The 23,217-nt window shown below is 69.3% G+C and carries 7 protein-coding genes; 4 read left to right on the top strand and 3 right to left on the bottom strand.

What is annotated here, in order from left to right; all coding sequences use genetic code 11:
• Window positions 1–35 precede the first annotated feature (35 nt).
• Both ACQPYY_RS06390 and ACQPYY_RS06385 read left to right on the top strand, forming a co-directional pair.
• Window positions 36–17,009 carry an amino acid adenylation domain-containing protein gene (locus tag ACQPYY_RS06390; RefSeq protein WP_433593055.1) on the top strand — a complete coding sequence of 5,658 codons (16,974 nt, stop codon included), beginning with the start codon at window positions 36–38 and terminating at the stop codon, window positions 17,007–17,009.
• On the top strand, window positions 17,006–17,680 hold the full coding sequence (locus tag ACQPYY_RS06385; protein ID WP_433593054.1) for a DUF6875 domain-containing protein: 675 nt from the start codon (window positions 17,006–17,008) through the stop codon (window positions 17,678–17,680). Before ACQPYY_RS06390 ends, ACQPYY_RS06385 begins: the two co-directional genes overlap by 4 nt.
• A 15-nt stretch (window positions 17,681–17,695) precedes the next feature.
• Here ACQPYY_RS06385 and ACQPYY_RS06380 read toward each other — a convergent pair whose 3' ends face one another.
• Complete coding sequence (locus tag ACQPYY_RS06380; RefSeq protein WP_379100466.1) at window positions 17,696–18,343, bottom strand: TetR/AcrR family transcriptional regulator; 648 nt, start codon at window positions 18,341–18,343, stop codon at window positions 17,696–17,698.
• Between the two features lie 105 nt (window positions 18,344–18,448).
• Here ACQPYY_RS06380 and ACQPYY_RS06375 point away from each other — a divergent pair, with 105 nt between their 5' ends.
• Together ACQPYY_RS06375 and ACQPYY_RS06370 are read left to right on the top strand one after the other, a co-directional pair.
• Window positions 18,449–19,699 (top strand): oxygenase MpaB family protein, encoded by a 1,251-nt coding sequence (locus ACQPYY_RS06375; protein ID WP_433593053.1) that lies wholly within the window; start codon window positions 18,449–18,451, stop codon window positions 19,697–19,699.
• 83 nt (window positions 19,700–19,782) lie between these two features.
• The gene (locus ACQPYY_RS06370) at window positions 19,783–20,760 is read left to right on the top strand and encodes an NAD(P)H-dependent flavin oxidoreductase (protein ID WP_433593052.1); all 978 of its coding nucleotides are present in this window, start codon (window positions 19,783–19,785) and stop codon (window positions 20,758–20,760) included.
• Window positions 20,761–20,831: 71 nt separating this feature from the next.
• On the opposite strand, the gene ACQPYY_RS06365 is transcribed toward ACQPYY_RS06370, so the two are convergent.
• Both ACQPYY_RS06365 and ACQPYY_RS06360 read right to left on the bottom strand, forming a co-directional pair.
• Entirely contained in the window at window positions 20,832–22,556 is a 1,725-nt protein-coding gene (locus ACQPYY_RS06365) for a GMC family oxidoreductase N-terminal domain-containing protein (protein WP_433593051.1), read from the bottom strand.
• A 101-nt stretch (window positions 22,557–22,657) separates the two neighbouring features.
• Entirely contained in the window at window positions 22,658–23,104 is a 447-nt protein-coding gene (locus ACQPYY_RS06360; RefSeq protein ID WP_433593050.1) for a MarR family winged helix-turn-helix transcriptional regulator, read from the bottom strand.
• Window positions 23,105–23,217: the final 113 nt, after the last annotated feature.

The raw sequence follows: 23,217 nt of genomic DNA, 5'->3' as shown, positions 1-23,217 counted from the left end.
CGCGAATAATGCGCGGTCAGAACCAAAGGGAAACCATGACTGCACCGCGACCGCAGCCGATACCGCTGTCCGCCGGTCAGCAGGGATTGTGGCTGGCCCAGAAATTGAGTCCCGATGTGCCGATATCCGAGGCGCAATATATCGAGTTCGACGGCGACCTCGACATCGAAACGCTGTGCGTGGCAGCGATACAAGCGGGTCACGAGTTCCAATCGGGGTATCTGAGACTGGTCGAGACCGACGGTGTCCCGTATCAGGTGTACGACCCGGCACTCGGCCAGGAGGCAACGCTGATCGATGTCCGGGACGCACCGGATCCGATCGCGGCGGGCGTGGAATGGATGCGCCGGGAGTACACGGCGCCCTTGGATATGACCCGGGACCTGTTGGTCGCGACGGCGATAGTGCAGGTGGGAGATCGGCGCTATCTGCTGTACAGCCGGTGTCATCACGTCGCGCTCGACGGCTACGGCGCGATGATGATCGTGAACCGGATCGCGGCGCTGTATACGGCGGCGGCGCAAGGCGTCACGGCCGAGCCCAGTCGGCCCGCGGACATCAGCGCCCTGTACGAGGCCGATCGCAGTTACCGGGAGTCGAAGCGATTCACCGACGATCAGGCCTATTGGGCGGACAAGCTCGCCGGGATCGGCGAGGAGACCAGTCTGGCCGCCGGGCAGGCGCCCGCGTGCGCGGACAGTGCCGTCGCGATCACCGACCTGTCGGCGGCGACGATGGAGCGGATCGATCGTTCGGCGAATGCGGTGGGGGCGAGCCCGGCCGCGCTGGTGATCGCCGCGTTCGGCTGTTATCTGGCCCGCAAGACCGGCCGCGACGACGTGCTGGTCAATATTCCGGTGTCAGGTCGCACGACCGCCGTGCTGCGGCGATCCGCAGGGGTTTTCGTCAATGTCGCGCCGCTGCCGATCACCCTCGAGCCGGACGACACCGTCGCGACGCTGGCACTGCGGGTGCAGTCCGATCTGGTGGGCGTTCTGCGGCATCAGCGGTGCGGGCTCACCGACATTCGCGCCGCCCTGGGGATCCCCGGCGCGCAGCGGAGGTTCGCGGGCCCGGTCGTGAACGTCATGCTCTTCGACCACAAACTCGAGTTCGGTTCGGTGACCGGACAGTTCCACATCCTCAGCTCCGGCCCGGTCGAGGATCTGCTGATCGACGTGTATCGGACCGGGGATCCGCCGCGGACGATCCTCCAGTTCCTGGCCAATCCCCACCTCTACACCGACCACGAACTGTCGGCGCACTGCACCGGATTCGCCGAGTTCCTCGACGAGTTCGCCGCCGCGTCGGAGGCCGGGCTCGGACAGGTCCATCCGCGCAGCGCCGCCGAGGGCGCCGGGATCCGCCGCCGCCGTGAGAATCTGGCGTTCTGGCGGAAGGCCCTCGCGGATCTTCCCGAAGTGCTTCCGCTGCCCTACGACAGGCCGCGGCCCGCGGTGCTGCCGGACCGGCGCGCGACCGCGGATTTCTCCTTGCGCGCGGGACTCGTTCGCGGATTGGATCATTGCGCACGGCAGCATGATTCTTCATTCCTCATGGTGGCGCACTCGGCGTTGGCGGTGTTACTGGCGCGAATGAGCGGCGGCACCGATATTCCGGTCGGCACACCGGTCGACGATGCTGTCGGGAAATCCGTCAATACCGTGATGTTGCGTACCGAAGTCGATCCACGGGAGCCTTTCGCCGAATTACTCGACCGGGTCCGCCAGGTAGATCTGAGTGCATTCGACCATGCCGATATCGCGTTCGAACAAGTGGCGGAGGAACTCTCGCGAGACCCCGTGTGCCAAGTGTTGCTGACGGTCGGCCAGGTCGGCGAAACATCCTGCTTCGACCTGCGATTCGACCTGTCGGCACCCGACGGTGAGGACGACACGACCGGCACGGTCACCTTCGCCACCGATGTGTTCGATGCCTCGACGATCGATTCCCTTGTCCGTCGGTGGATCCGGATTCTGGAGTCCGTGGTCGCCGATCCGACGGTTCCGGTCGGGTCGATCGATGTGCTCGAACCCGACGAGCGCGCCGATCTGCTGACCCGCCGCGGCGCATCCGCGACCACACCGGCCACCCTGCCCGAACTGCTGGCCGCCGCGGTCGCGGTGGATCCCGAGGCGACGGCGATCGTCGCCGGCGGGCGCACCGCGAGCTACCGGGAGATGGACGAACGCTCGAATCGGTGGGCTCGGAAGCTGATCGAGCGGGGCATCGGTCCGGAGGACATCGTCGCGATCGCCCTGCCGCGGTCCATCGATTCGGTGCTGGCAGTCTGGGCGGTGGCCAAGTCGGGGGCTGCCTTCCTGCCGATCGATCCGGGCCATCCGGTCGAACGCGTCACCCACATGCTGACCGACTCGAGGGCGGCGGTCGGCCTGACCGCGGCGGTCGCCCGCGCCCGGTCGCCCGACGACATCGACTGGCTGACAACGGATTATCTCGACGAGGGCGACGATCGGCCGATCACCGACGGTGATCGGGTGCGGCCGCTGCGGGTCGACGATGTCGCGTACGTCCTCTACACCTCCGGATCGACCGGGCTGCCCAAGGGCGTGGCCGTCACCCATCGCGGACTGCACACCTGCGCCGTCGAACACCGGGAAACCCTGAGCATCGGACCGGCTTCCCGCACACTGCATCTGGCTTCGCCGAGCTTCGACGTCTCGGTCCTGGAACTGCTGCTGGCGCTGTGCGCGGGCGCGACCATGGTCGTCGCACCCGGCGACAGCTTCGGTGGCGACGAACTCGCCGAACTCCTCGACCGCGAGCACGTCAGCCACGCGTGTATGCCGCCCTCGACCCTCTCGACCATCGACCACACCCGGTGGCCCTTACCGGATCTGGGACATCTGGTCGTCGGCGGCGAGAACTACGGCGTGGAGCTGGTCGAGCGGTGGGGCGGAAGCCGTCGACTGTTCAACGAGTACGGGCCCACCGAGACCACGATCGCGGCCACGCTGACCGTGTTGACGGCGGGTGAGCTCGTCACGATCGGCCGCCCGATCCGCGGCGTCTCGGCCTGGATCCTCGACCAGCGATTGCAGCCCGTGCCGATCGGTGTGGCGGGTGAGTTGTACGTCGCCGGTGGCCTGTTGGCTCGTGGATATCACCGCCGGGCGGGGTTGACCGCGGAGCGGTTCGTGGCGTGTCCGTGGTCGCCGGGTGAGCGCATGTACCGGACCGGTGATGTGGTCCGCTGGTCGGCCGACGGTGCGGTCCAGCATCTGGGCCGGTCCGATTTCCAGGTCAAGATCCGCGGTCTGCGTATCGAGCTCGGTGAGATCGACGCCGTGCTCACCGGTCACCCGAGTGTCGGTTACGCCGCCACGATCGGCTATCGGACCGAATCGGGAGCCCAGCAGCTCGTTTCGTATGTCGTTGCCGCGCCGGGCCAGACGATCGATACCGCACTCGTGGCCGGGCGTCTCGCCGATCTCCTGCCGCCCTACATGGTGCCGGCCGCGATCATCGTGCTGGACCGGATCCCGTTGACGCCGACCGGCAAGCTCGATCGAAAAGCATTGCCCGAACCGGTGTTCACCGACGACAAGCCGTACCGGGCGCCCCGGACCCCGACCGAGCGTCTCATCGCCGAGACCTTCGCCGAGGTCCTGCACATCGACACCATCGGCATCGACGACTCCTTCTTCGCCCTCGGCGCGGACAGTCTGGTCGCCACCCGGGTCGCGGCACGCCTGGGCGCCGCGCTGGACACCGAGATTCCGGTGCGGCTGCTGTTCGACGCGGCCACGACCGCCGAACTGGCCACCAGGGTCGAGCAGATAGCCGGACCGGACCGGCGATCCCGGCCACCACTGATCGCCGGACCGCGCCCGGATCTGGTGCCGCTGGCCCCCGCGCAACAACGCATGTGGTTCTTCAACCAGTACGACACCGGCTCCGGGGCGTACAACATGCCGATCGCCCTGCGGCTACGGGGCGAACTGGACGTCGAGGCCCTGCGGCTGGCCCTGATCGACGTGCTGGCCAGACACGAATCGCTGCGCACCCGGTACCCGGACCATGACGGCGTGCTGATCCAGGTGGTCGAATCCGTCGACCACGTGGACTCGGATCCCGCGCTGACGACGGTGCCGTCCGGCGAACTGGTCCCGGCGGTCACCGAATTCGTCACCGAAGGCTTCGATGTGAGCACCCGGGTGCCGGTGCGCGCCCGGTTGTTCCGGGTGGCCGATGCCCCGGAACCCGAACACCTGCTGGCCGTCGTGGTGCATCACATCGCCGCGGACGGCTTCTCCATGGCTCCGCTGGCCCGCGATGTGGCGACGGCCTTCGCCGCCCGGATGCGCGGTGAAACCCCCTCGTGGACACCGCTGCCCGTTCAGTACGCGGACTACGCGCTGTGGCAGCGGGACGTCCTCGGCTCGCCCGACGAACCGGAGTCGCTGAGCGCCCGCCAGCTTCGCTACTGGACCACGACCTTGGACGGCGTGATCGACGAGCTACCCCTGCCGTTCGACCGGCCGCGGCCCGCGGTCATGTCGAATCGTGGTGCGAACACCAACTTTTCGTTGAGCGCGGGGCTGGTCCGAGGGCTGGAGGACTGCGCGCGACGGCATGATTCCTCGTTGTTCATGGTGGTGCACGGCGCGTTGGCGGTATTGCTGGCCCGGATGAGCGGCGGCACCGACATTCCGGTCGGCACACCGATCGCGGGGCGTGGCGTCGCGGCGCTCGACGATATGGTCGGGATGTTCGTCAACACCTTGGTCTTGCGGACCGCCGTCGATCCGGGGCAGTCGTTCGCCACCCTGCTCGGCCTGGTCCGGCAGGTGGATCTGGACGCGTTCGACCACGCCGATATCCCGTTCGAGCAGGTGGTGGACCAGCTGGTCACGCAGCGGTCCCAGGCTCGCCATCCGTTGTTCCAGGTGCTGCTGGCCTTCCAGAACCTGGAACCGGTGACGCTGGCCCTGCCCGGCCTCGAACTGTCGGTGATCGACCTGCCCGGCACGGCGTCCCGCTTCGATCTGCAGTTCATCCTCTCGCCGCACCACGCGAGCGGCGGCATGACGGTGGCGGTCACCTACGCCACGGACCTGTTCGATGCCGCGACGGTCGATTCGCTGGTCCAGCGGTGGATCCGGATCCTGGAGTCGGTGGTCGCCGATCCGACCGTTGCGGTCGGGGCGATCGAGGTCCTCGAGCCCGCCGAGCGCGCCGATCTGCTGAGCCACCGCGGCGCTCTCGCCGCGGCCCCGATGACGCTGCCGGATCTGCTGGCCGCGGCCGCACCGGATCCCGACGCCGCGGCGATCGTGTTCGCGGGGCAGCGCATGAGCTATCGCGAGTTGGATGAGCGTTCGAATCGCCTGGCGCGAGCGCTCATTCGGCGAGGCATCGGCCCCGAGGACATCGTCGCGATCGGGATGCCGCGGTCCCTGGACTCGGTGCTGACCGAATTGGCGATCGCGAAATCGGGAGCGGCGTTCCTGCCGATCGATCCGGGTCATCCGAGGGAACGGATCACGCACCTGACGACCGAGTCGGGGGCGGTCATCGGTGTGACCGTGCCGTCCGTCCGCGCCCGGCTGCCCGACGGGATCGATTGGCTGACACCGGCCGACCTCGACCACACCGACGACGTGGCCGACGGCCGGCCCATCACCGACAGCGAACGGACCCGGCCACTGCGGGTCGACGATCTCGCCTACCTCATCTACACCTCGGGATCGACCGGACTGCCCAAGGGCGTCGCGGTCACGCATCGAGGTCTGTACGACTGCGCCGTCGAGCACCGCGATGCCCTGGGCATCGAATCCGATTCTCGGACCCTGCACATGGCCTCGCCGAGCTTCGACGTCTCGGTCATGGAACTGCTGCTGTCGCTGGGTTCCGGCGCCACCATGGTCATCGCGCCCGGCGACGTGTACGGCGGTGACGAACTCGCCGAGCTGATCGCCCGCGAACACGTCAGTCATGTCCTCGTGACGCCGTCCACGCTGTCGACCATCGACCACACCCGCTGGCCGCTACCGGATCTCACCCACCTCATGGTGGGCGGCGAGGACTACGGCGCCGACGTGGTCCAGCGCTGGGGTGCCGGCCACGCCCTGCTCAATACCTACGGGCCCACCGAGACGACCATCGCCGCGACACTGAGCGCCCCGCTGACGGCGGGTGACACGGTGACGATCGGCGGCCCGATTCGTGGCGTGTCGGGATGGATTCTGGACCAGCGGCTGGAGCCCGTTCCGGTCGGCGTGGCGGGCGAATTGTATGTCGCGGGTGGCGGTCTGGCGCGCGGGTATCACGGCCGGTCGGGCGCGACGGCCGAGCGTTTCATCGCGTGCCCCTGGGCGCCGGGCGAGCGGATGTACCGGACCGGGGATATGGCCCGGTGGACGTCCGCGGGGACGGTCGAACATGTGGGCCGGTCCGATTTCCAGGTGAAGATCCGTGGTCTGCGCATCGAACTGGGCGAGATCGACGCGGCGCTGGCGGCGCACGCCGCGGTGAGTTACGCGGTGACGGTCGGCAGCCGTGCCGAGTCGGGGGCGCAGTCGCTGGTGTCGTATGTCGTTGCCGCGCCGGGGTGTTCGATCGATCCGTCGGTACTGACCGAGTATCTGGGCGACCGGTTGCCGTCCTCCATGGTTCCGGCGTCGATCATGGTGCTGGATCGGGTGCCGTTGACGCCGATGGGGAAGCTGGATCGGCGGGCGTTGCCGACGCCGGTGTTCGCTCCGGACAAGCCCTTCCGAGCGCCCGAGACGCCGACCGAGCGGATCATCGCCCGCTGCTTCGCGGACGTCCTGGGCTCCGACGGGGTCGGCGCGGACGATTCCTTCTTCGCCCTCGGCGGCGACAGCATCATGTCGATCCAGCTGGTGACCCGGGCCAGAACCGCGGGCGTGGTGTTCTCGCCACGCGATGTGTTCGAGCGCAAGACCGTCGCCGGACTCGCCCTGGTCGCGACCGGTGAGAGTGACACCGCGACAAAACTTTCGGCGGAACTGCCCGACGCGGGCCCGCTACCGCTGACACCGATCATGCGGGAGTTGCTCGAACGGACGGGATCCGCGTGCGCCCGCTTCGCCCAGGCGATGATGCTGCCGCTGCCGGCCGGGATCGACCGGCGGCGGCTGGCCGACGCCGTGCAGACGGTCGTCGATCGGCACGACATGCTGCGCACGCAACTGAGGCCGAGCGACGACGGGCAGTGGACGTGGAAGGTGTTGCCCTCCGGAATGATTCAGGCCGACGACCTCCTCGCGCGGGTGCCGATGGAAGCGGGGCTGGGACGCGTCGAATTCCATGCGTCGGCCGCGGCCGAGCTGGAGGCCGCCGCGGACCGGCTCGATCCGGGAGCCGGGATCGTCACGCAGGTGGTCTGGTTCGACCCGGCGAGCACCGCCGAACCGGGCGCCGTGCTGCTGGTGGTTCATCGTTCGGCGATCGATCCCGTCTCCTGGCAGGTGCTGGCGGCGGATCTCGCCGCCGCGTGGGCGCCGATCGACTCCGGCGAGCCGCCCGCCCCGACCGGAACGTCCATGCGCGGCTGGGCACACGGGCTGGTCGAGGCGGCCCGGCGACCGGAACGCACCACCGAGCTCGAACTGTGGCGAGCGATGACCGCCGGGGACGATCCCCCGATCGGAACACGGCCCCTCGACCCCGCGATCGACGTGGTCGCGACTACCCGCACCGTCCGGATCGACGCGGACCCCGACGTGACCGAGGCCCTGCTGACCACCGTGCCCGCGGCCTTCCACGGCAGCGTGAACGACGGGCTGCTGACCGCTCTGGCGGTCACGATCACGAAGTGGCGGCGCGAGCACGAGGCAGCGGCCGCCGCCGACGTCACGATCCGTCTCGAAGGGAACGGCCGCGTGAAAGACGTTGTGCCGGGCTCCGATCCGGCGCGGACGGTCGGCTGGTTCGCGACGAGCTATCCGATGCGCCTGGATCTGTCGGGCATCGACCTCGACGAAGCCCGCATCGGCGGGCCCGCGTCGGGGGCAGCGGTCAAGTCCGTCAAGGAACAGCTGCTCGCCGTCCCCGACCAGGGGATCGGCTACGGCCTGCTGCGGTATCTCGACGAGGACGCCGGACCGGTTCTCGCGACCGCGCCGCCGCAGATCGCGTTCACCTACCGCGGCCGCGTCGCCACCGGGACCGCCGAGGCGGAGCTCGCCGGTACCCGGCCCCCGGACATGCCGGTGACCGCGGCGCTCGACATCGAAGTCACCGTCCTGGACGACGCGAAAGAGTCGCGGCTACAGGCGATCTGGTCGTACCCCGCCGGAGTGCTCACCGGCGACGTGGTGCGCGAGATCGCGGAGGACTGGCGTTCGACGCTGACCGCGTTGGCGACACATGTCCGCCGCGCCGGGGGCGGTGGCCGGACGCCGTCGGATCTGACGGCCGAGCTCGGACAATCCGACATCGAGGGACTCGAGCACCGGTATCCGGCGTTGAGCGACGTCTGGCCCCTGGCCCCACTCCAGCAGGGGCTGCTGTTCCACGCCCTGGTGTCCGAGCAGTCGGTGGACGCCTACGTCACACAGCTGGTGCTCGAGCTGCGCGGCCGGGTCGACGCGGGGCGGCTGCGCCGAGCCGCGGGACTGCTGCTCGACCGGCACCCGAACCTGCGCGCCGCGTTCGTCACCGACCCGGAACCGGTGCAGGTGGTCGACGACGACGCCGAGGCGCCCTGGTCGGAGCCGGACCTGTCCGGGCTGGACGGCGACGCCCGCGATCGCGAGTGGACGCGGCTCCTGACCGCGGACCGCACCACCCGGTTCGACCCGGCCCGTCCCCCGCTGCTCCGCTGGATGCTCGCCACCATCGGGCCCGAGCGGTACCGGCTGGTGCTGACCAACCATCACCTGCTGCTCGACGGCTGGTCGACGCCGCTGCTCCTGAAGGAGCTGCTGGTCCTCTACGCCACCGACTGCGACACCACCGTGCTGCCGGAGGTGCGTCCCTACCGGGACTACCTGACCTGGGTCGCCCGGCAGGACCCGGCCGCGGCGCTCGACGCCTGGGCTCGAGCGTTCGACGGCGCCGACGAGCCGACCCTGGTGGCCGCACCCGATCCCGGCCGCCGATACACCGAATCACGGGAGCTGTCGGACGAACTCGGCGAGGAACAGACCGCGGCGCTGATCAGCCGCGCGCGGTCCCGCGGCGTCACCCTCAACACCATGATCCAGGTGGCGTGGGCGATCGTTCTGGGCGCGTCGACATCTCGGCAGGACGTGACGTTCGGCGCCGTGGTCTCCGGGCGGCCCCCGCAGCTCGCGGGCGTCGAATCGATGATCGGACTACTGATCAACACGGTGCCGGTGCGCGTTCGCCTCGACGGCGGCGAGACAGTGGGGCAATTGCTCGACCGTGTCCAGGCCGAACAGGCGGCGCTGCTCGATCACCAGTTCGTCGGGCTGGCCGAGATCGAGCGAGTGGCCGGGCCGGGGGCGGTCTTCGACACGATGACGGTGTTCGAGTCCTTCCCGGTCGACCGGTACGGGCTGACCGCGGACACCGACATCGCCGGTATGCGGCTGGTCGACGTGACCGGTTCCGACGCCGCCCACTATCCGATGGGCCTGGTCGCGCGCGTCGACGAGCGACTGCACCTCGAGATCAAATACCTGCCCGAGTTCTTCGACCCGGGCACGATCGCGGCGACCCTGCACCGGATCCTGGACGTACTGGGCGATCTGGCCGCCGACCCGGATGTGCCGCTCGCCCGGCTGAATCTGCTCGCGCCGCAGGAATACCGCGAGCTGGCGCCGGTCTCGGGTGATCCCGCGGTACCGGAGCGAGTGTTGCCGGAACTGCTCGCGGCCACGCACGCCCGGGATCCGGGCGCGGTGGCGGTGGTGTGCGGGGACCGGCAATGGACCTATGACGAGCTCGATACCGAGTCGAATCGTTTGGCGCGCACGCTGATCGATCTCGGTGCCGGACCGGAGACGAATGTCGCGATCGGACTGCCGCGCTGCTACGAGTCGGTGCTCGCGGTATGGGCGGTGGCGAAGTCGGGGGCGGCATTCGTCCCGGTGGATCCGCGCACTCCCGGAGAACGGGTCGAGCACATGCTCACCGACTCGGGAGTGGCGATCGGAATCACGCTGTCCGAGTGGAAGGATCGGCTGCCCGGCTCGGTGCGGTGGCTGGTCCTCGACGACCCGGACATCGCGGCGGAGGTGGCGCGGTCGCCCGCGCTGCCGGTGACCGATACCGAGCGCATCCGGCCGATTCGACTCGACCATCCCATGTACGTGATCTACACGTCCGGCTCGACGGGAGTGCCCAAGGGCGTGGTGGTCTCGCACCGGGGGTTGGCGAACCTGGCCGTCGAGCAGTGCTCGCGGTTCGACATCGGGCCGGGCGCACGGGTGCTGCACGCCGCCTCGCCCATTTTCGACGCGGCGATCCTGGAACTCCTCTGGGCCTTCGCGTCCGGCGGACGCCTCGTCATCGCACCGCCGACGGTCCTCGGCGGAATCGAACTGGCGCAGATCATCTCGCAGCACGCGGTCACCCATGCCGCGCTGACTCCCACCGCCCTGGGCACGGTCGACCCGGCCGGGCTGCGACACCTCGGGACGGTCGTGATCGGCGGCGAAGCGCCCCCGCCCCGGCTGGTGTCCCGGTGGGCGCCGGGCCGGAAGCTGTTCAACACCTACGGTCCGGCGGAGGCCACGATCCAGACCGATGCGGGCCCGCCGATGGTGCCGGGTGAGACCGCGACGATCGGCGGGCCGATCCGCGGCGTCGGCGAGGTCGTGCTCGACGCGTGGCTGCGTCCGGTGCCGGTCGGAGTCGTCGGCGAGTTGTACCTCACCGGACCGGGATTGGCGCGCGGATACCGCAACCGGACGAGTCTGACCGCGTCCCGGTTCGTCGCCGATCCGTTCGCGGACCGCGGGCAGCGCATGTACCGGACCGGGGACCTGGTGCGGTGGCTGCGGCTGCCGGAGGGAGGTCTGACGCTGGACTATGTCGGGCGGACGGACTTCCAGGTCAAGATTCGCGGCTTCCGGATCGAGCTCGGCGAGGTCGAATCGGGTCTGCTGGCCTGCCCGGGAGTGGCCCGCGCGGTGGCGGCGGTGCACCACGGCGCCACCGGCGATCGGTTGATCGGGTACGTGGTGCCCGAACCCGACGCCGACCTGGACCCCGTCGCGATCCTCACGGTCGCCGGGCAGCGCCTGGCCCCGCACCTGGTGCCCGCCACCGTAATGGTGCTCGACGAGCTGCCGACGACGGAGACGGGCAAGATCGACCGCCGCGCGCTGCCCGAACCCGACTTCAGCACGGGCCGAGTCGAATTCCGGGCGCCGGTCACCGAGACGGAGACGACACTCGCGGGGCTGTTCGCGGAAGTCCTCGGGATCGACACGATCGGGCTCGACGATTCGTTCTTCGCGCTCGGCGGCGACAGCATCATGTCGATCCAGTTGGTCACCCGGGCCAAGGCGGCTGGTCTGGCGATCTCCGTACGAGAGGTGTTCGAGCACAAGACGGTTGCCGGACTGGCCCGGATCGCCGTCCGCGACAGCGCCGTCCTTCCGGAGGAACTGCCCGGCGGCGGCGTGGGGCCGATGCCGCCGACGCCCATCATGTGCTGGATGTTCGAGCGCGGCGGATTCGACAGCTTCTGCCAGTGGGTGATGCTCACGCTGCCGACCGGCGTCGACCGGACCGTCATCGAGGCGACCGTACAGGCCGTCCTCGACCATCACGACATGTTGCGAGCCCGGCTGGTGCCCGATCCCGCGCATCCGTCGGGCTGGGCGGTGGAGGTGCGGCCCACCGGCGTGTCCGCCGCCGAACTGATCCGGCACGTATCGGTGGAGGCGGAGCCGGACAGCGGCGCGTTCGCCGCGATCGCCGATGTGGAGGCGCGGGCCGCCGCCGAGCGTCTCGACCCCGCCGAAGGCGTTGTACTGCAGGTGGTCTGGTTCGATCGCGCCGGCGGGCCCGGGCGGCTGCTGGTCGTCGCCCACCACCTGGTGGTGGATGGCGTGTCGTGGCGGATCCTCGTGCCCGACATCGCTGTCGCCGCGGGCCAGGTGACCGCCGGGCAGCCGCCGCAGCTCACGCCGGTCGGCACGTCCATGCGCCGCTGGGCCCACGCCCTCGACACCGCCGCCGCGAATCTCGACGAACTCGACCGGTGGCGTTCCACGCTCGCCGCCGCCGATCCGCCGATCGGGACGCGCCCGCTCGACCCGGCCGTGGACAAGCAGGCCACCGTGGCCACCGTCCGGGTCACGCTGCCCACCACGGTGACCCGGGCCGTTCTCACCGCGCTGCCCCACGCGTTCAACGGCAAGGTGGACGATGCCCTGATCGCCGCGCTCGCCCTGGCGCTGACCCGGTGGCGGCGGCGCCGCGGCGAGACCGTCGCCGAGGCACTGCTCACCCTCGAGAGCCACGGGCGCGACGACACCGCCCTCCCCGGCGCCGACCTCACCCGCACGGTCGGATGGTTCACCACCACGTACCCGGTGCGAATCGATGTGTCCGACATCGACATCGACGACGCGTTCGACTCCGGAGCCGCCGCGGGGGCGGTCATGAAGTCGGTGAAGGAACAACTCCGGCGGGTCCCCCGCGACGGGATCGGCTACGGGCTGCTGCGCTACCTCAACGCCGAGACCGCCCGCGTCCTGGGCGCGCTGCCCGACCCCCAGGTGAGCTTCAACTATCTCGGCCGGTTCGACACGATGCCCGACGCGGCGCTCGAGTTCGGCTGGATGCCCGCCGGCGCAGGGGCCGCGGGCGGCGCGCAGCCTCCCGACGCGTCCGCGGCGGCCGTGCTGGGCATCAACGCGGCCACCATGGACACTCCGGACGGACCCGCCCTGACCGCCGCCTGGGACTACCCGGCCGGGCTGATCACCGCCGCCGACGTCACCGACCTCGCCGAACTGTGGAGCAAGGCGGTGACGGCCCTCGCGACTCACGCGTCCCGGCCCGGCGCGGGCGGGCTGACGCCCTCCGACCTCGACCTCGTCGACCTCGACCAGACCGCGATCGACCGGATCGAAGCCAGATACCCGGAGCTGGAAGACATTTGGTCGCTCACGCCGCTGCAGGCGGGGCTGTTGTTCCACGCCCAGCTCGCCGACGGCGCCCGCGACGACTACATCGTGCAGCTGCGGATGGAACTCGGCGGACAGGTCGACGCGGACCGGCTGCGCCGCGCCCTGCGGACCCTCATCGGACGGCACCCGAACCTGCGCGCCTCGTTCGCGCGCGACGGCGCGGGCGAACCGGTGCAGCTGGTGCACCGGCGAGTCGACGTGCCGTTCAACAGGATCGATCTCACGGAACACGCCGACGCCGCGGCCGAACTCGAACAGCTCATGGAAGCCGACCGGCACGTCGACACGACCGCCGCGCCACTGCTGCGACTCACCCTGGTCGACATCTCCCCGCAGCGGTACACGCTGGTGCTGAGCCTGCACCACATCCTGATCGACGGCTGGTCCACCCCACTGCTGATCCGGGAGCTGCTGATCCTCTACGCCGCCGACAGCGACCCCGCCGCGCTGCCCCCGGCCCGTCCCTATCGCGACTACCTGGCGTGGCTGCACACCCGGGATCAGGAAGCGGCGGAAGCGGCGTGGACCCGGGCGCTCGAGGGCGTCACCGAGCCGACGCTGCTGGCGCACCCGGACGGCGGCCGGGGCGCCGACGCCGCCCGCGAAGTCCGGGTGCGGCTGAGCGAAGACCGCACCGCCGCCCTGGTCGCGGTGGCCCACCGGCAGGAGACCACCCTCAACACCATCGTTCGCGCGGCCTGGGCGATCGTGCTCGCGAACGCGACCGCGCGCGAGGACGTCGTCTTCGGCGCCACCGTCTCCGGACGCCCCCCACAGCTCCCCGGCATCGAATCGATGATCGGCCTGTTCGTCAACACCGTGCCGGTCCGGGTCCGGCTCGACTACGGCGAAACCCTCGCCCAGCTGCTCCGGCGCATCCAGACCGAGCAGGCCGCGCTGCTCGACCACGACCACCTCGGCCTCGCGCGGATCCAGCAGGCGGCCGGGACCGGCGCGATGTTCGACACCGTGACCGTCTTCGAGTCCTACCCGGTCGACACGGCGGGTCTGTCCGAGGACACCGACATCGCCGGGATGCACGTCCTCGATGTGCACGGACGAGACGCCGCGCACTACCCCCTCGGCCTGATCGTCCATCTCGGCGCGCGGCTGCAGCTGAGCTTCGAATACCTGCCCGATTCGTTCACCCGGCAGCAGATCGACGCCCTCGCCGACCGGGTGCGGCGGGTGCTCGACGCCATCACCGACGACATCGATCTCCCGCTCCTGCGCGTCCAGCTGCTGTCGCCGGAGGAGCTGGCCGCCTCGGCCCCCGTGCACGGCCGGCCCGGCGCGCCGACCTCGATGCTGCCCCAGCTGTTGGCGGCCGCCGCGGACTCCCGCTCGGACGCGGTGGTCTGCGACGGCGACGTGCTGTCCTACCGAGAACTCGACGAGACCTCGAACCGGTGGGCGCGCATCCTGATCGATGCCGGGGCCGGACCGGAAACGCTGGTGGCCGTGGGCTTCCCGCGCTCCATCGACGCGATGATCGCCATCTGGGCGGTCGCCAAGACCGGCGCGGCGTTCGTCCAGATCGACCCCGGCCAACCCCTCGACCGGATCGGCGGCATCCTCGCCGACGCCGACCCGATCGTCGGACTGACGGCGGAGTCCTATCGGGACCGACTGCCGGACACCACCGCGTGGCTCAGCCTCGACAGTCCCGGATTCGCCACGAAGGCGGCTTTCGCTCGCGCCACCGCGATCGATGACCGCGAGCGCGGGGCCACGCTCCGGCCGGAGCATCCCGCCTATCTGATCTACACCTCGGGCTCCACCGGAATCCCCAAGGGCGTCGTGGTCACCCATGCCGGGCTCGCGAACCTGGCCGCCGAAGCACGGGAACGGTACGGCCTCACCTCCACATCCCGCATGCTGGCCGCGGCCTCACCGAGCTTCGACGTGTCGATCCTCGAATGGGTCAGCGCCCTCGCCGCCGGGGCCACCCTGGTGGTCGCTCCGGAACGAGTCGTCGCGGGCGCCGAACTGGCCGAGCGGATCACCGCCGCACACGCCACCCATGCGGCGTTCACCCCGACGGTGCTCGAATCCCTGCCCGCCGGTGAACTCGACTCCCTGCGCACCCTGATCATCGGCGGTGAGATCTGCCCACCGGATCTGCTGAACCGATGGGTGCCGGGCCGCATGCTGATCAGCTCGTACGGGGCCACCGAGACCACCGTCGTGAGTTTCGGCGACGTCGCCCTGACCACGATGACGGAGAGTCCACTGCTGCTGGGCGGCCCGGCCCGCGGATTCTCCGCCGTGGTCCTGGACCGCGGCCTGCGTCCGGTTCCGCCCGGAGTGGCGGGCGAACTGTACGTGTCCGGACCGGGCATCGCCCGCGGCTACCACGGGCAACCCGGCCTCACGGCGGCGCGATTCCTCCCCGACCCGTGGGGGCCGCCCGGGACACGCATGTACCGGACCGGCGATCTGGTCGCGTGGAATGGCGACCAGCGACTTCGGTACCTGGGCCGCAGCGATCTCCAGATCAAGCTGAACGGCCATCGCATCGAGCGGGGTGACATCGAAACCGTGTTGTGCGGTCACCCCGACGTCTCCCGTGCCGCGGTCACCGTCCACACCCGGCCGGGTGGCGGCGACGCTCTCATCGGCTATGTGGTGCCCACCCCGCACGCCACGCCGGATGCCGCGGTGCTGACCAGGCACCTCGCCACCCGATTGCCGACCCACATGATCCCGACCACCATCATCATGCTCGACCGGTTACCGCTCACGGCCACCGGCAAACTCGACTACAACGCCCTGCCCGTCCCCGACCTGCGCCGGTCCCCGTTCCGGCCGCCCTCCACCCCGCTCGAGGTCGCCGTCTGCGCGGCCTTCGCCGAAACCCTCGACATCGAACGCGTCGGAGTCGATGACGGCTTCTTCGCGCTCGGCGGCAACTCGCTGGCCGCGACCCGACTGGTCGCGCTGCTCGCGCAGTCCACCGGTGTCACCGTGCCGCTCCAGTGGCTGTTCACCGATCCGACGCCGCACGCGCTGGCCCGCCGCATCGAGAACCGTCGCGACGGCCTCGAGGGGCCGGAGTCCGGCGAAGGGGATCTCGCCGAGGCACTCGCGGTCCTGCTGCCCCTGCGAGCGGACGGCATCGAACCGCCACTGTTCTGCGTCCACCCGGCGATCGGATTGGCGTGGGGCTTCAGCGGATTGGTCCAGCACCTCGATCCCGACCGTCCCGTCCAGGGGCTGCAATCCCCGGCATTGTCCGACCCCACCGCGCGGTTCGACAGCCTCGACGAGCTGGCGGCCCGCTATGTGCGGGAGATCCGGGCCGTCCAACCGCACGGCCCCTATCATCTGCTCGGCTATTCACTCGGCGGCACCATCGCCCACGCGATGGCCGTCCAGCTCCGCCGCGACGGCGAGCCCGTGGCGACCCTGGCCATGATGGACACCCGCGTCGTCACGACCGACAGTGTGCGGGGCCCGACGCCGTCGGTGGCGACGATGCTCACCGAGTTCGGCGGTATCGAGGTTCCGGACGGCTCCACCGAGTTGACCGTCGAAGCCGCGACCGAGTTGCTGCACCAGCAGGGCGGACTCTTCACCGCGGTGACCACCGAGCATGTGCTGCGCCTGCAACGCGACTACACCCGGCTGATCGACCTCACCTGGGAGCATCGGCCGGGATCGTTCGACGGCGACCTGCTCTACTTCAGCGCCGCCGACGACCCCGTCGACGGGTCCGCTTCCGCTCGCGCCTGGAACAACCATGTCACCGGGCGGATCACCGAGCACCGGATCCCCGTACGGCACGAACGGATGACCGATCGAGACGCACTGCGCGCCATCGGTTCCGTGCTCACCGAGCACTTCCGGTCCACTCGCACTGTCCCCACAGAGTCACAAACACCAGCAAGGACAAGCCGATCATGAACACCGACCGATTCGTCGGAACACGTTCCGGCGTCGAACCAGTCAACTTGTTCGACCCCGATATCGCGGCGGGTAACGGTGCGTACCCGCGTGCGGGCGAACTGCGCCGGTGGATGGTCGACTACCTGTGTCACTCCCACCCCGACCTCGGCCGGCCCGGCGCGGTCTGTCCCTACACCAGCCACGCCATCACGATCAATTCCCTGTGGGCCGCGTTCATCACCGGTCGTGAGATCAACCGCGAGCGCATCAGCGAGATCATCGCCGACCTGTACGACCTCTTCCCCACCCTGCCACCCCTGAAGGAACCCGATTCCCGGCTCAAGGCGGTCCTCGCGGTGTTCCCCGACCTCACCGAGTACACCGACATCGAATCCGTTCAGCACGACCAGAAGACGAAGTTCGTTCAGCAGGGTCTGATGCTCGGGCAGTTCTACCCGGGCTGCACTGTCCCGGGCCTGCACAATCCGTCGTTCCCCGCCCTCGACGCGCCACTGCCCATGCTCGCCATCCGCTACATGGCGCCCACCGATTTCCCGTTCCTCAACTCGCGCCACGATTGGATGGACTTCTACCTGCAGATCTTCGCCCCCGCCATCCCCAAGTTCATCGCCAGCGCCATGTCCGACAAGCTCGTCCAGACACCCGACGATCGGACGAGTACGAACTGATCGCTCCGAACGCCTTCAACCGGCGGCCATTTCGCGTTGCACGGTGGTGGTGATCTGGGCGGCGGTGAGGATCATGGCCACCAGGAAGTCGACGAGCTGAGCGCGGTCGATATCCAGTTCGCCGCGCAGCCATTCGGTGAGGATCTCCAGGCCGCCGTGGGCGACCGTGCGGGCGGAGAGCTCGGCGTGCAGGCCCGTGACGGCCTCCTCGCCGAGCAGTTCCCGCCCCTGGTCGAGCATGACGTTCGCGACGACGCCCACGAGTTCGGTTCTGCGATGCCGCAATTCGTCGGTGAGCTGCATGTCGATGGTGAGCCGTCGGCGGGCCGGATGGTCGGCGATGGCGGTGATCCCGGCCTCGACGACCGCGCGCAGGCGGATGCGGGTGTCGGCCGGCGCGGTGGTGATGGCGGTCATGACCGCGCCGACGACCTCGGCCAATTGCTCGTCGGCCAGTTCGTACAGCAACCGGTCGATGTGGCTGTAGGTCTCGTAGAAGTAGCGGTCGTTGAGACCGGCGCGGGCGCACAGGGCGCGCACTTTCAGACCGGCGATGCCCTCCGCGGCGATGGCGTCGAGGGCGGCCTCGCGCAGGCGTTCGCGGCGCTGGTTCCGGCGTTCGTCCGCGCTGAGCCCGGCGTAGCGCCCACGAGGTGTTTCCACGGTTTCGCCCTGTCTCTTGCCATGCCCCCACGGTTTGGTGAAGACTATCACCAAAGTTCTGGTGACATCCTTCACCAGAAACTGAGCGCCCTCAGGAGGCACGCAATGACGCGTTCCGAGTTGCCCGATCCGGTGATCTTCCGGGAGTTCCCCTTCAACTTCGGGGTCAAGGTTCTCGGCCCCGGCGATATCCGGCCCACCCCCGAACAGCAGGCGGCGTACCGGAAATTCACCGCCATGGGCGATCCGCTGGCCGACGACGTGGTCGCCATGTTCAAACGACTGCCCACCGGACAGGGCCGGGCCATGTTCGAGACGGCCCTGGAACGCGGTATCGACCAGGTGCCCGAGGCGCCCACCGAACTGAAAGCCCTTTTCGCGCAACTCGATTCGCTGCCGTTCTGGCTCGACCAGGACAAGCTCGACCGTGCCGCCCGGGTCAGCGGCCGGGTCGGGCCGTGGGCGACCAATCTGGCCCTGTCCATGTTCGCGCTCAATGGCGGCTACCTGGCCTCACGGGCCGGCAAGGTGCTGATCGGCACCGGCGGCCTGTCCGCGCGGAACATGGCCCCGCGCCGGGTGGCCGAGACCGTGGGCTGGTGGATGGACGCCACCGCGCGCGGCGGGCTCGAGCGGTTCGCGCCCGGGTTCAAGAGCACGGTGCGGGTGCGCATCATGCACGCGCAGGTCCGCGCCGGAATGAAGCAGCGACCCGACTGGGACTACGAACAGTGGGACGAGCCGGTGAACCAGTCGCTGACCGCGGGCACCCTCATGCTGTTCTCGCTGGCCACCATCGCGGGCTGCAATACCGTCGGACTCACGTTCTCCCGCAAGGAGAAAGCGGCCGTCTACCACCTGTGGCGCTACGTCGGCCATCTCATCGGACTCGACCCGGAGGTCGTGCCCGCCGACGAGACCGACACCTGGCGGCTGCTGTGGCTGCAGGCCGACTACGAATTCCTGCCCGACCAGGATTCGCGCGCACTGTCCAAGGCGCTCATCTCGGCGCTCGGCAGCATCTACGGGTTCGACGGCCATGACCTGCGCTCGCGGCTGTTCAGCCGGGCCTACACCCTCTACGCCGCGTCCTACGGCCGGATCATGGTGGGCCGCACCAATGCCGACTTCCTGGAGATGCCACGCAGCCGGTTCTTCATGGCGGCCGTCTTCGCCACCGCGGGGATCAATGGGGCGCTGGAGGTTTCGCGCCGGATCATCCCGGGCGCGACCCGGCTCAGCGAGACCGCGGGCCGCCGGATCACCGAGCGCATGCATGCCCGGATCGTGCGGGCGAACCGTCCCGACCACAGCTACGCCCGCCACGACCGCCTGGCCGAAACCCGCGCCGCCTGATCCTTCTTACCGACTAGTAACATACGCGGGGTCGACAAGGGGTTTCAGGGGAAGCCCCTGAGAGCTACGAGAGTTGTTCATCCATGAGTCTGCCGCCCATCCTGTCCGAGCGCCTGCGCCTGCCCGCGGTCGCCTCCCCCATGTTCATCGTGTCCGGGCCCGAACTGGTGATCGCCCAGTCCAAGGCCGGCATCGTGGGTTCGTTCCCGTCGCTGAACGCGCGCCCGCAGTCGCTCTTCAAGGAGTGGCTGGTGCGGATCAACGAGGAACTCGCCAAGCACGACGCCGACAATCCGGACCGGCCGTCCGCGCCCTACGCGGTGAACCTGATCGTGCACAAGAGCAATGACCGGCTGGAAGAGGACCTGGCCACGGTGGTCGAGCACCGGGTGCCGATCGTCATCACCTCGCTGGGCGCGCGGCCCGACGTGAACGAGGCCGTGCACTCCTACGGCGGCATCGTGCTGCACGACATCATCAACAATGTGTTCGCGCACAAGGCCGTCGAGCGCGGCGCGGACGGCCTGATCGCGGTGGCGGCGGGCGCGGGCGGGCACGCCGGGCCGCAGTCGCCGTTCGCGCTGGTCCAGGAGATCCGGGACTGGTTCGACGGGCCGCTGCTGCTGTCGGGTTCCATCGCGCACGGCCGGTCCATCCTGGCCGCGCAGGCCGCGGGCGCGGACCTGGCCTACATCGGGTCGGCCTTCATCGCCACCGACGAGGCCAACGCGGTCCCCGGCTACAAGCAGATGATCGTCGACTCCGCCGCGAGCGACATCGTCTACTCCAACCTGTTCACCGGCGTCCACGGCAACTACCTGCGCGGCAGCATCACCGCGGCGGGCATGGACCCCGACAACCTGGGCCAGTCCGACCCGTCTGCCATGGATTTCGGCACCGGCGAATCGGATTCGACCGCGCCCGGCGCCAAGCCGTGGAGGGACATCTGGGGCTCGGGCCAGGGTATCGGCGCGGTCGGCGCGGTCCTCCCGGCCGCCGACCTGGTCGAGCGGCTGATCCGGGAGTACGACGAAGCCAAGGCGCGTCTGCTGGCGCTCTGATCGAATACGAAGGGCGGGCGCATGTTTCGCGCCCGCCCTTCGTGTTTTCCGGAACTCTCGCTTCCCGGAAGCTACACCCCCGGCACGTCGACCCGGGGAATCTTGATCTCCACGATCGGCAGGCGCAGCGCGGCGGGGGCCGTGGGCGGAACCACGGGACTACGGGGCGCGGTCGGGGCGATCCGCCGATAGGCCGCACCCGGCTCCGGGCGGGGATCGGGCTCACCCTTGTTGGGCCACAAGGAGATCGCGCGCTCGGCCTGGGCGGTGATGGTGAGCGACGGGTTGACGCCGAGGTTCGCCGAGATGGTGGAGCCGTCGACCACGTGCAGGCCCGGGTGGCCGTAGAGGCGGTGGTAGGCGTCCACGACACCGGTGGACGGGGAGTCGCCGATGACGCAACCGCCGATGAAGTGGCCCGTCATGGGGATGTTGAAGATGCTGCTGCTGGTGGCCGCCGTGGGAACGCCGTCGATCTTGTCCGCGATGCGGCGGGCCACCTCGTGGCCGGAGGGAATCCAGTCCGGATTGGGTTGGCCCGCACCCTGTCTGGTGGTCATGGTGCGACCGAACACGCCGCGCTTGGTGTAGGTGGTGATGGAGTTGTCCACCGACTGCATGACCAGCAGGCCCAGGGTCTGTTCGGACCAGTGGCGGGGGTTGTGGATGCGGATCAGATCGCGCCGGTTGCGGGCGAGGGCGCGCAGCCAGCCACGCCAGCGGGGGCCGTCGCCGCTGACCATGGCGGTGGTCATCGGCGACATGGCATTGCTGCCCTTGCCGTAGCGGACCGGCTCGACGTGGGTGTCGGGGTCGGGGTGGATGGATGACGTGATGGCCACCCCCTTGGTGAAGTCACTGGCGCGGTCGCGACTGCGAACCGCCAGCAGCTCTTCGGAATTCGTGCGCGACAGCTCGCCCAGCCGGTCCGAGACGCGCGGCAGCGAACCGCGGTCACGCAGGCGGTGCAGCAGCTTCTGGGTGCCGAGCGACGCGGCCGCGAAAACGACCTGCTCGGCGGTGAACTCGTGCCGCCGCGTGCGCACCCAGCGGCCGGTCCGGGTGGTCGTCACGGCGTAACCCCCGCCGGACAGCGGCCGCACGTCGGTGACCGTGGTCAGCGGATGCACCGTGGCGCCGGCCTTTTCGGCCAGGTACAGGTAGTTCTTGACCAGGGTGTTCTTGGCGTTGTGGCGGCAGCCGGTCATGCACTCGCCGCAATGGGTGCAGGTGCGGCGATCGGGTCCCGCGCCGCCGAAGAACGGGTCGGGCACATCCTCGCCGGGACGGCGGCCCGGACCACCGAAGAAGACGCCGACCGGCGTCCGCTGATAGGTGTCCTCGATACCCATCTCCTCGGCCACGTCGCGCAGTACGCGATCGGCCGGGGTGGTCGCGGGGTTCTCGGTGACGCCCAGCATCCGTTTGGCCTGGTCGTAGTGCGGGGCCAGCTCGGCCTTCCAATCGGTGATGTGGCCCCACTGGCGGTCGGCGTAGAACTTGTCCGGCGGCTCGTAGAGGGTGTTGGCGTAGACCAGCGAGCCGCCGCCGACACCCGCGCCCGCCATGATGAAGGTGTCCTTCAACAGCGTCAGCCGTTGAATGCCGAAGCAGCCCAGAGCCGGAGCCCACAGATAGCGCCGCACCCGCCACGAGGTCCGCGCGAACTCGTCGTCGGCGAACCGCCGCCCCGCCTCCATCACGCCGACGCGGTAGCCCTTCTCGGTCAGCCGCAGCGCACTCACGCTGCCCCCGAATCCGGAGCCGATCACGATGACGTCGTAGTCGAATCGCATACCCCGACGCTACGACCAGCGGATATGACGACATGACAGACCGACGGCCACAAAATCAACACTTTCGGCCACAAGGGCTGGAATCAAGGCGACTTCGCCCCTCATTCGAGACTTCGATACAACGCTTCGAGGCTGACGTTCAAGGCTTCCCGCTCGGCCAGGCCGAGGCTGCTGAATGTCTCGGCCTCCACGGCATCGAGGGCATTGTCGGCAGTCTCGAGTACCTGTACACCGGTCGCCGTCAACGACACGATCTGCCGCCGCCGATCCGCGGGGTCACGATTCCGTTCGATGTACCCGCCGGTTTCGAGCGCATCCAGGTAGGCGACGATGTCGCCGGGATCGAGACGAGTCTGCTTGGCGACTTCCTTCTGCGGGCCCGAACCATGCTCGTTCAGCGTGCTGAGTATCACATGCTGATTGGGCGACAGGCCGATCGCCGCCAGCGCATGGACATAGCGCTGACGCACCCGCATAGCCGTTCTGACCAGCAGATATCCGGGTCTGTTCGCGAGCGTCCGGGTGGTGTCGGCAAGCCTCTCAGTCATGCGCGACATCTTATCTTGCACGCACCCGCCAATAGTTGGGGTTGCCAGTTATTGGCACCCATGCCTAATGTGAGGACATCGGTGCCGCAGCGCAGCGGTGAACATCTGACCTA

It is taken from the genome of Nocardia sp. CA-145437 (genome assembly GCF_050956485.1).
Taxonomy (GTDB): Bacteria; Actinomycetota; Actinomycetes; order Mycobacteriales; family Mycobacteriaceae; genus Nocardia.
This window is presented reverse-complemented; position numbering and strand designations above follow the sequence as displayed.

What these genes read in the sequence shown, in the direction of transcription:
- ACQPYY_RS06390 (WP_433593055.1), top strand. Translation starts at nt 36, where the DNA reads ATGACTGCACCGCGACCGCAGCCGATACCGCTGTCCGCCGGTCAGCAG.
- ACQPYY_RS06385 (WP_433593054.1), top strand. Translation starts at nt 17,006, where the DNA reads ATGAACACCGACCGATTCGTCGGAACACGTTCCGGCGTCGAACCAGTC.
- ACQPYY_RS06375 (WP_433593053.1), top strand. Translation starts at nt 18,449, where the DNA reads ATGACGCGTTCCGAGTTGCCCGATCCGGTGATCTTCCGGGAGTTCCCC.
- ACQPYY_RS06370 (WP_433593052.1), top strand. Translation starts at nt 19,783, where the DNA reads ATGAGTCTGCCGCCCATCCTGTCCGAGCGCCTGCGCCTGCCCGCGGTC.
- ACQPYY_RS06365 (WP_433593051.1), bottom strand. Translation starts at nt 22,556, where the DNA reads ATGCGATTCGACTACGACGTCATCGTGATCGGCTCCGGATTCGGGGGC.
- ACQPYY_RS06360 (WP_433593050.1), bottom strand. Translation starts at nt 23,104, where the DNA reads ATGACTGAGAGGCTTGCCGACACCACCCGGACGCTCGCGAACAGACCC.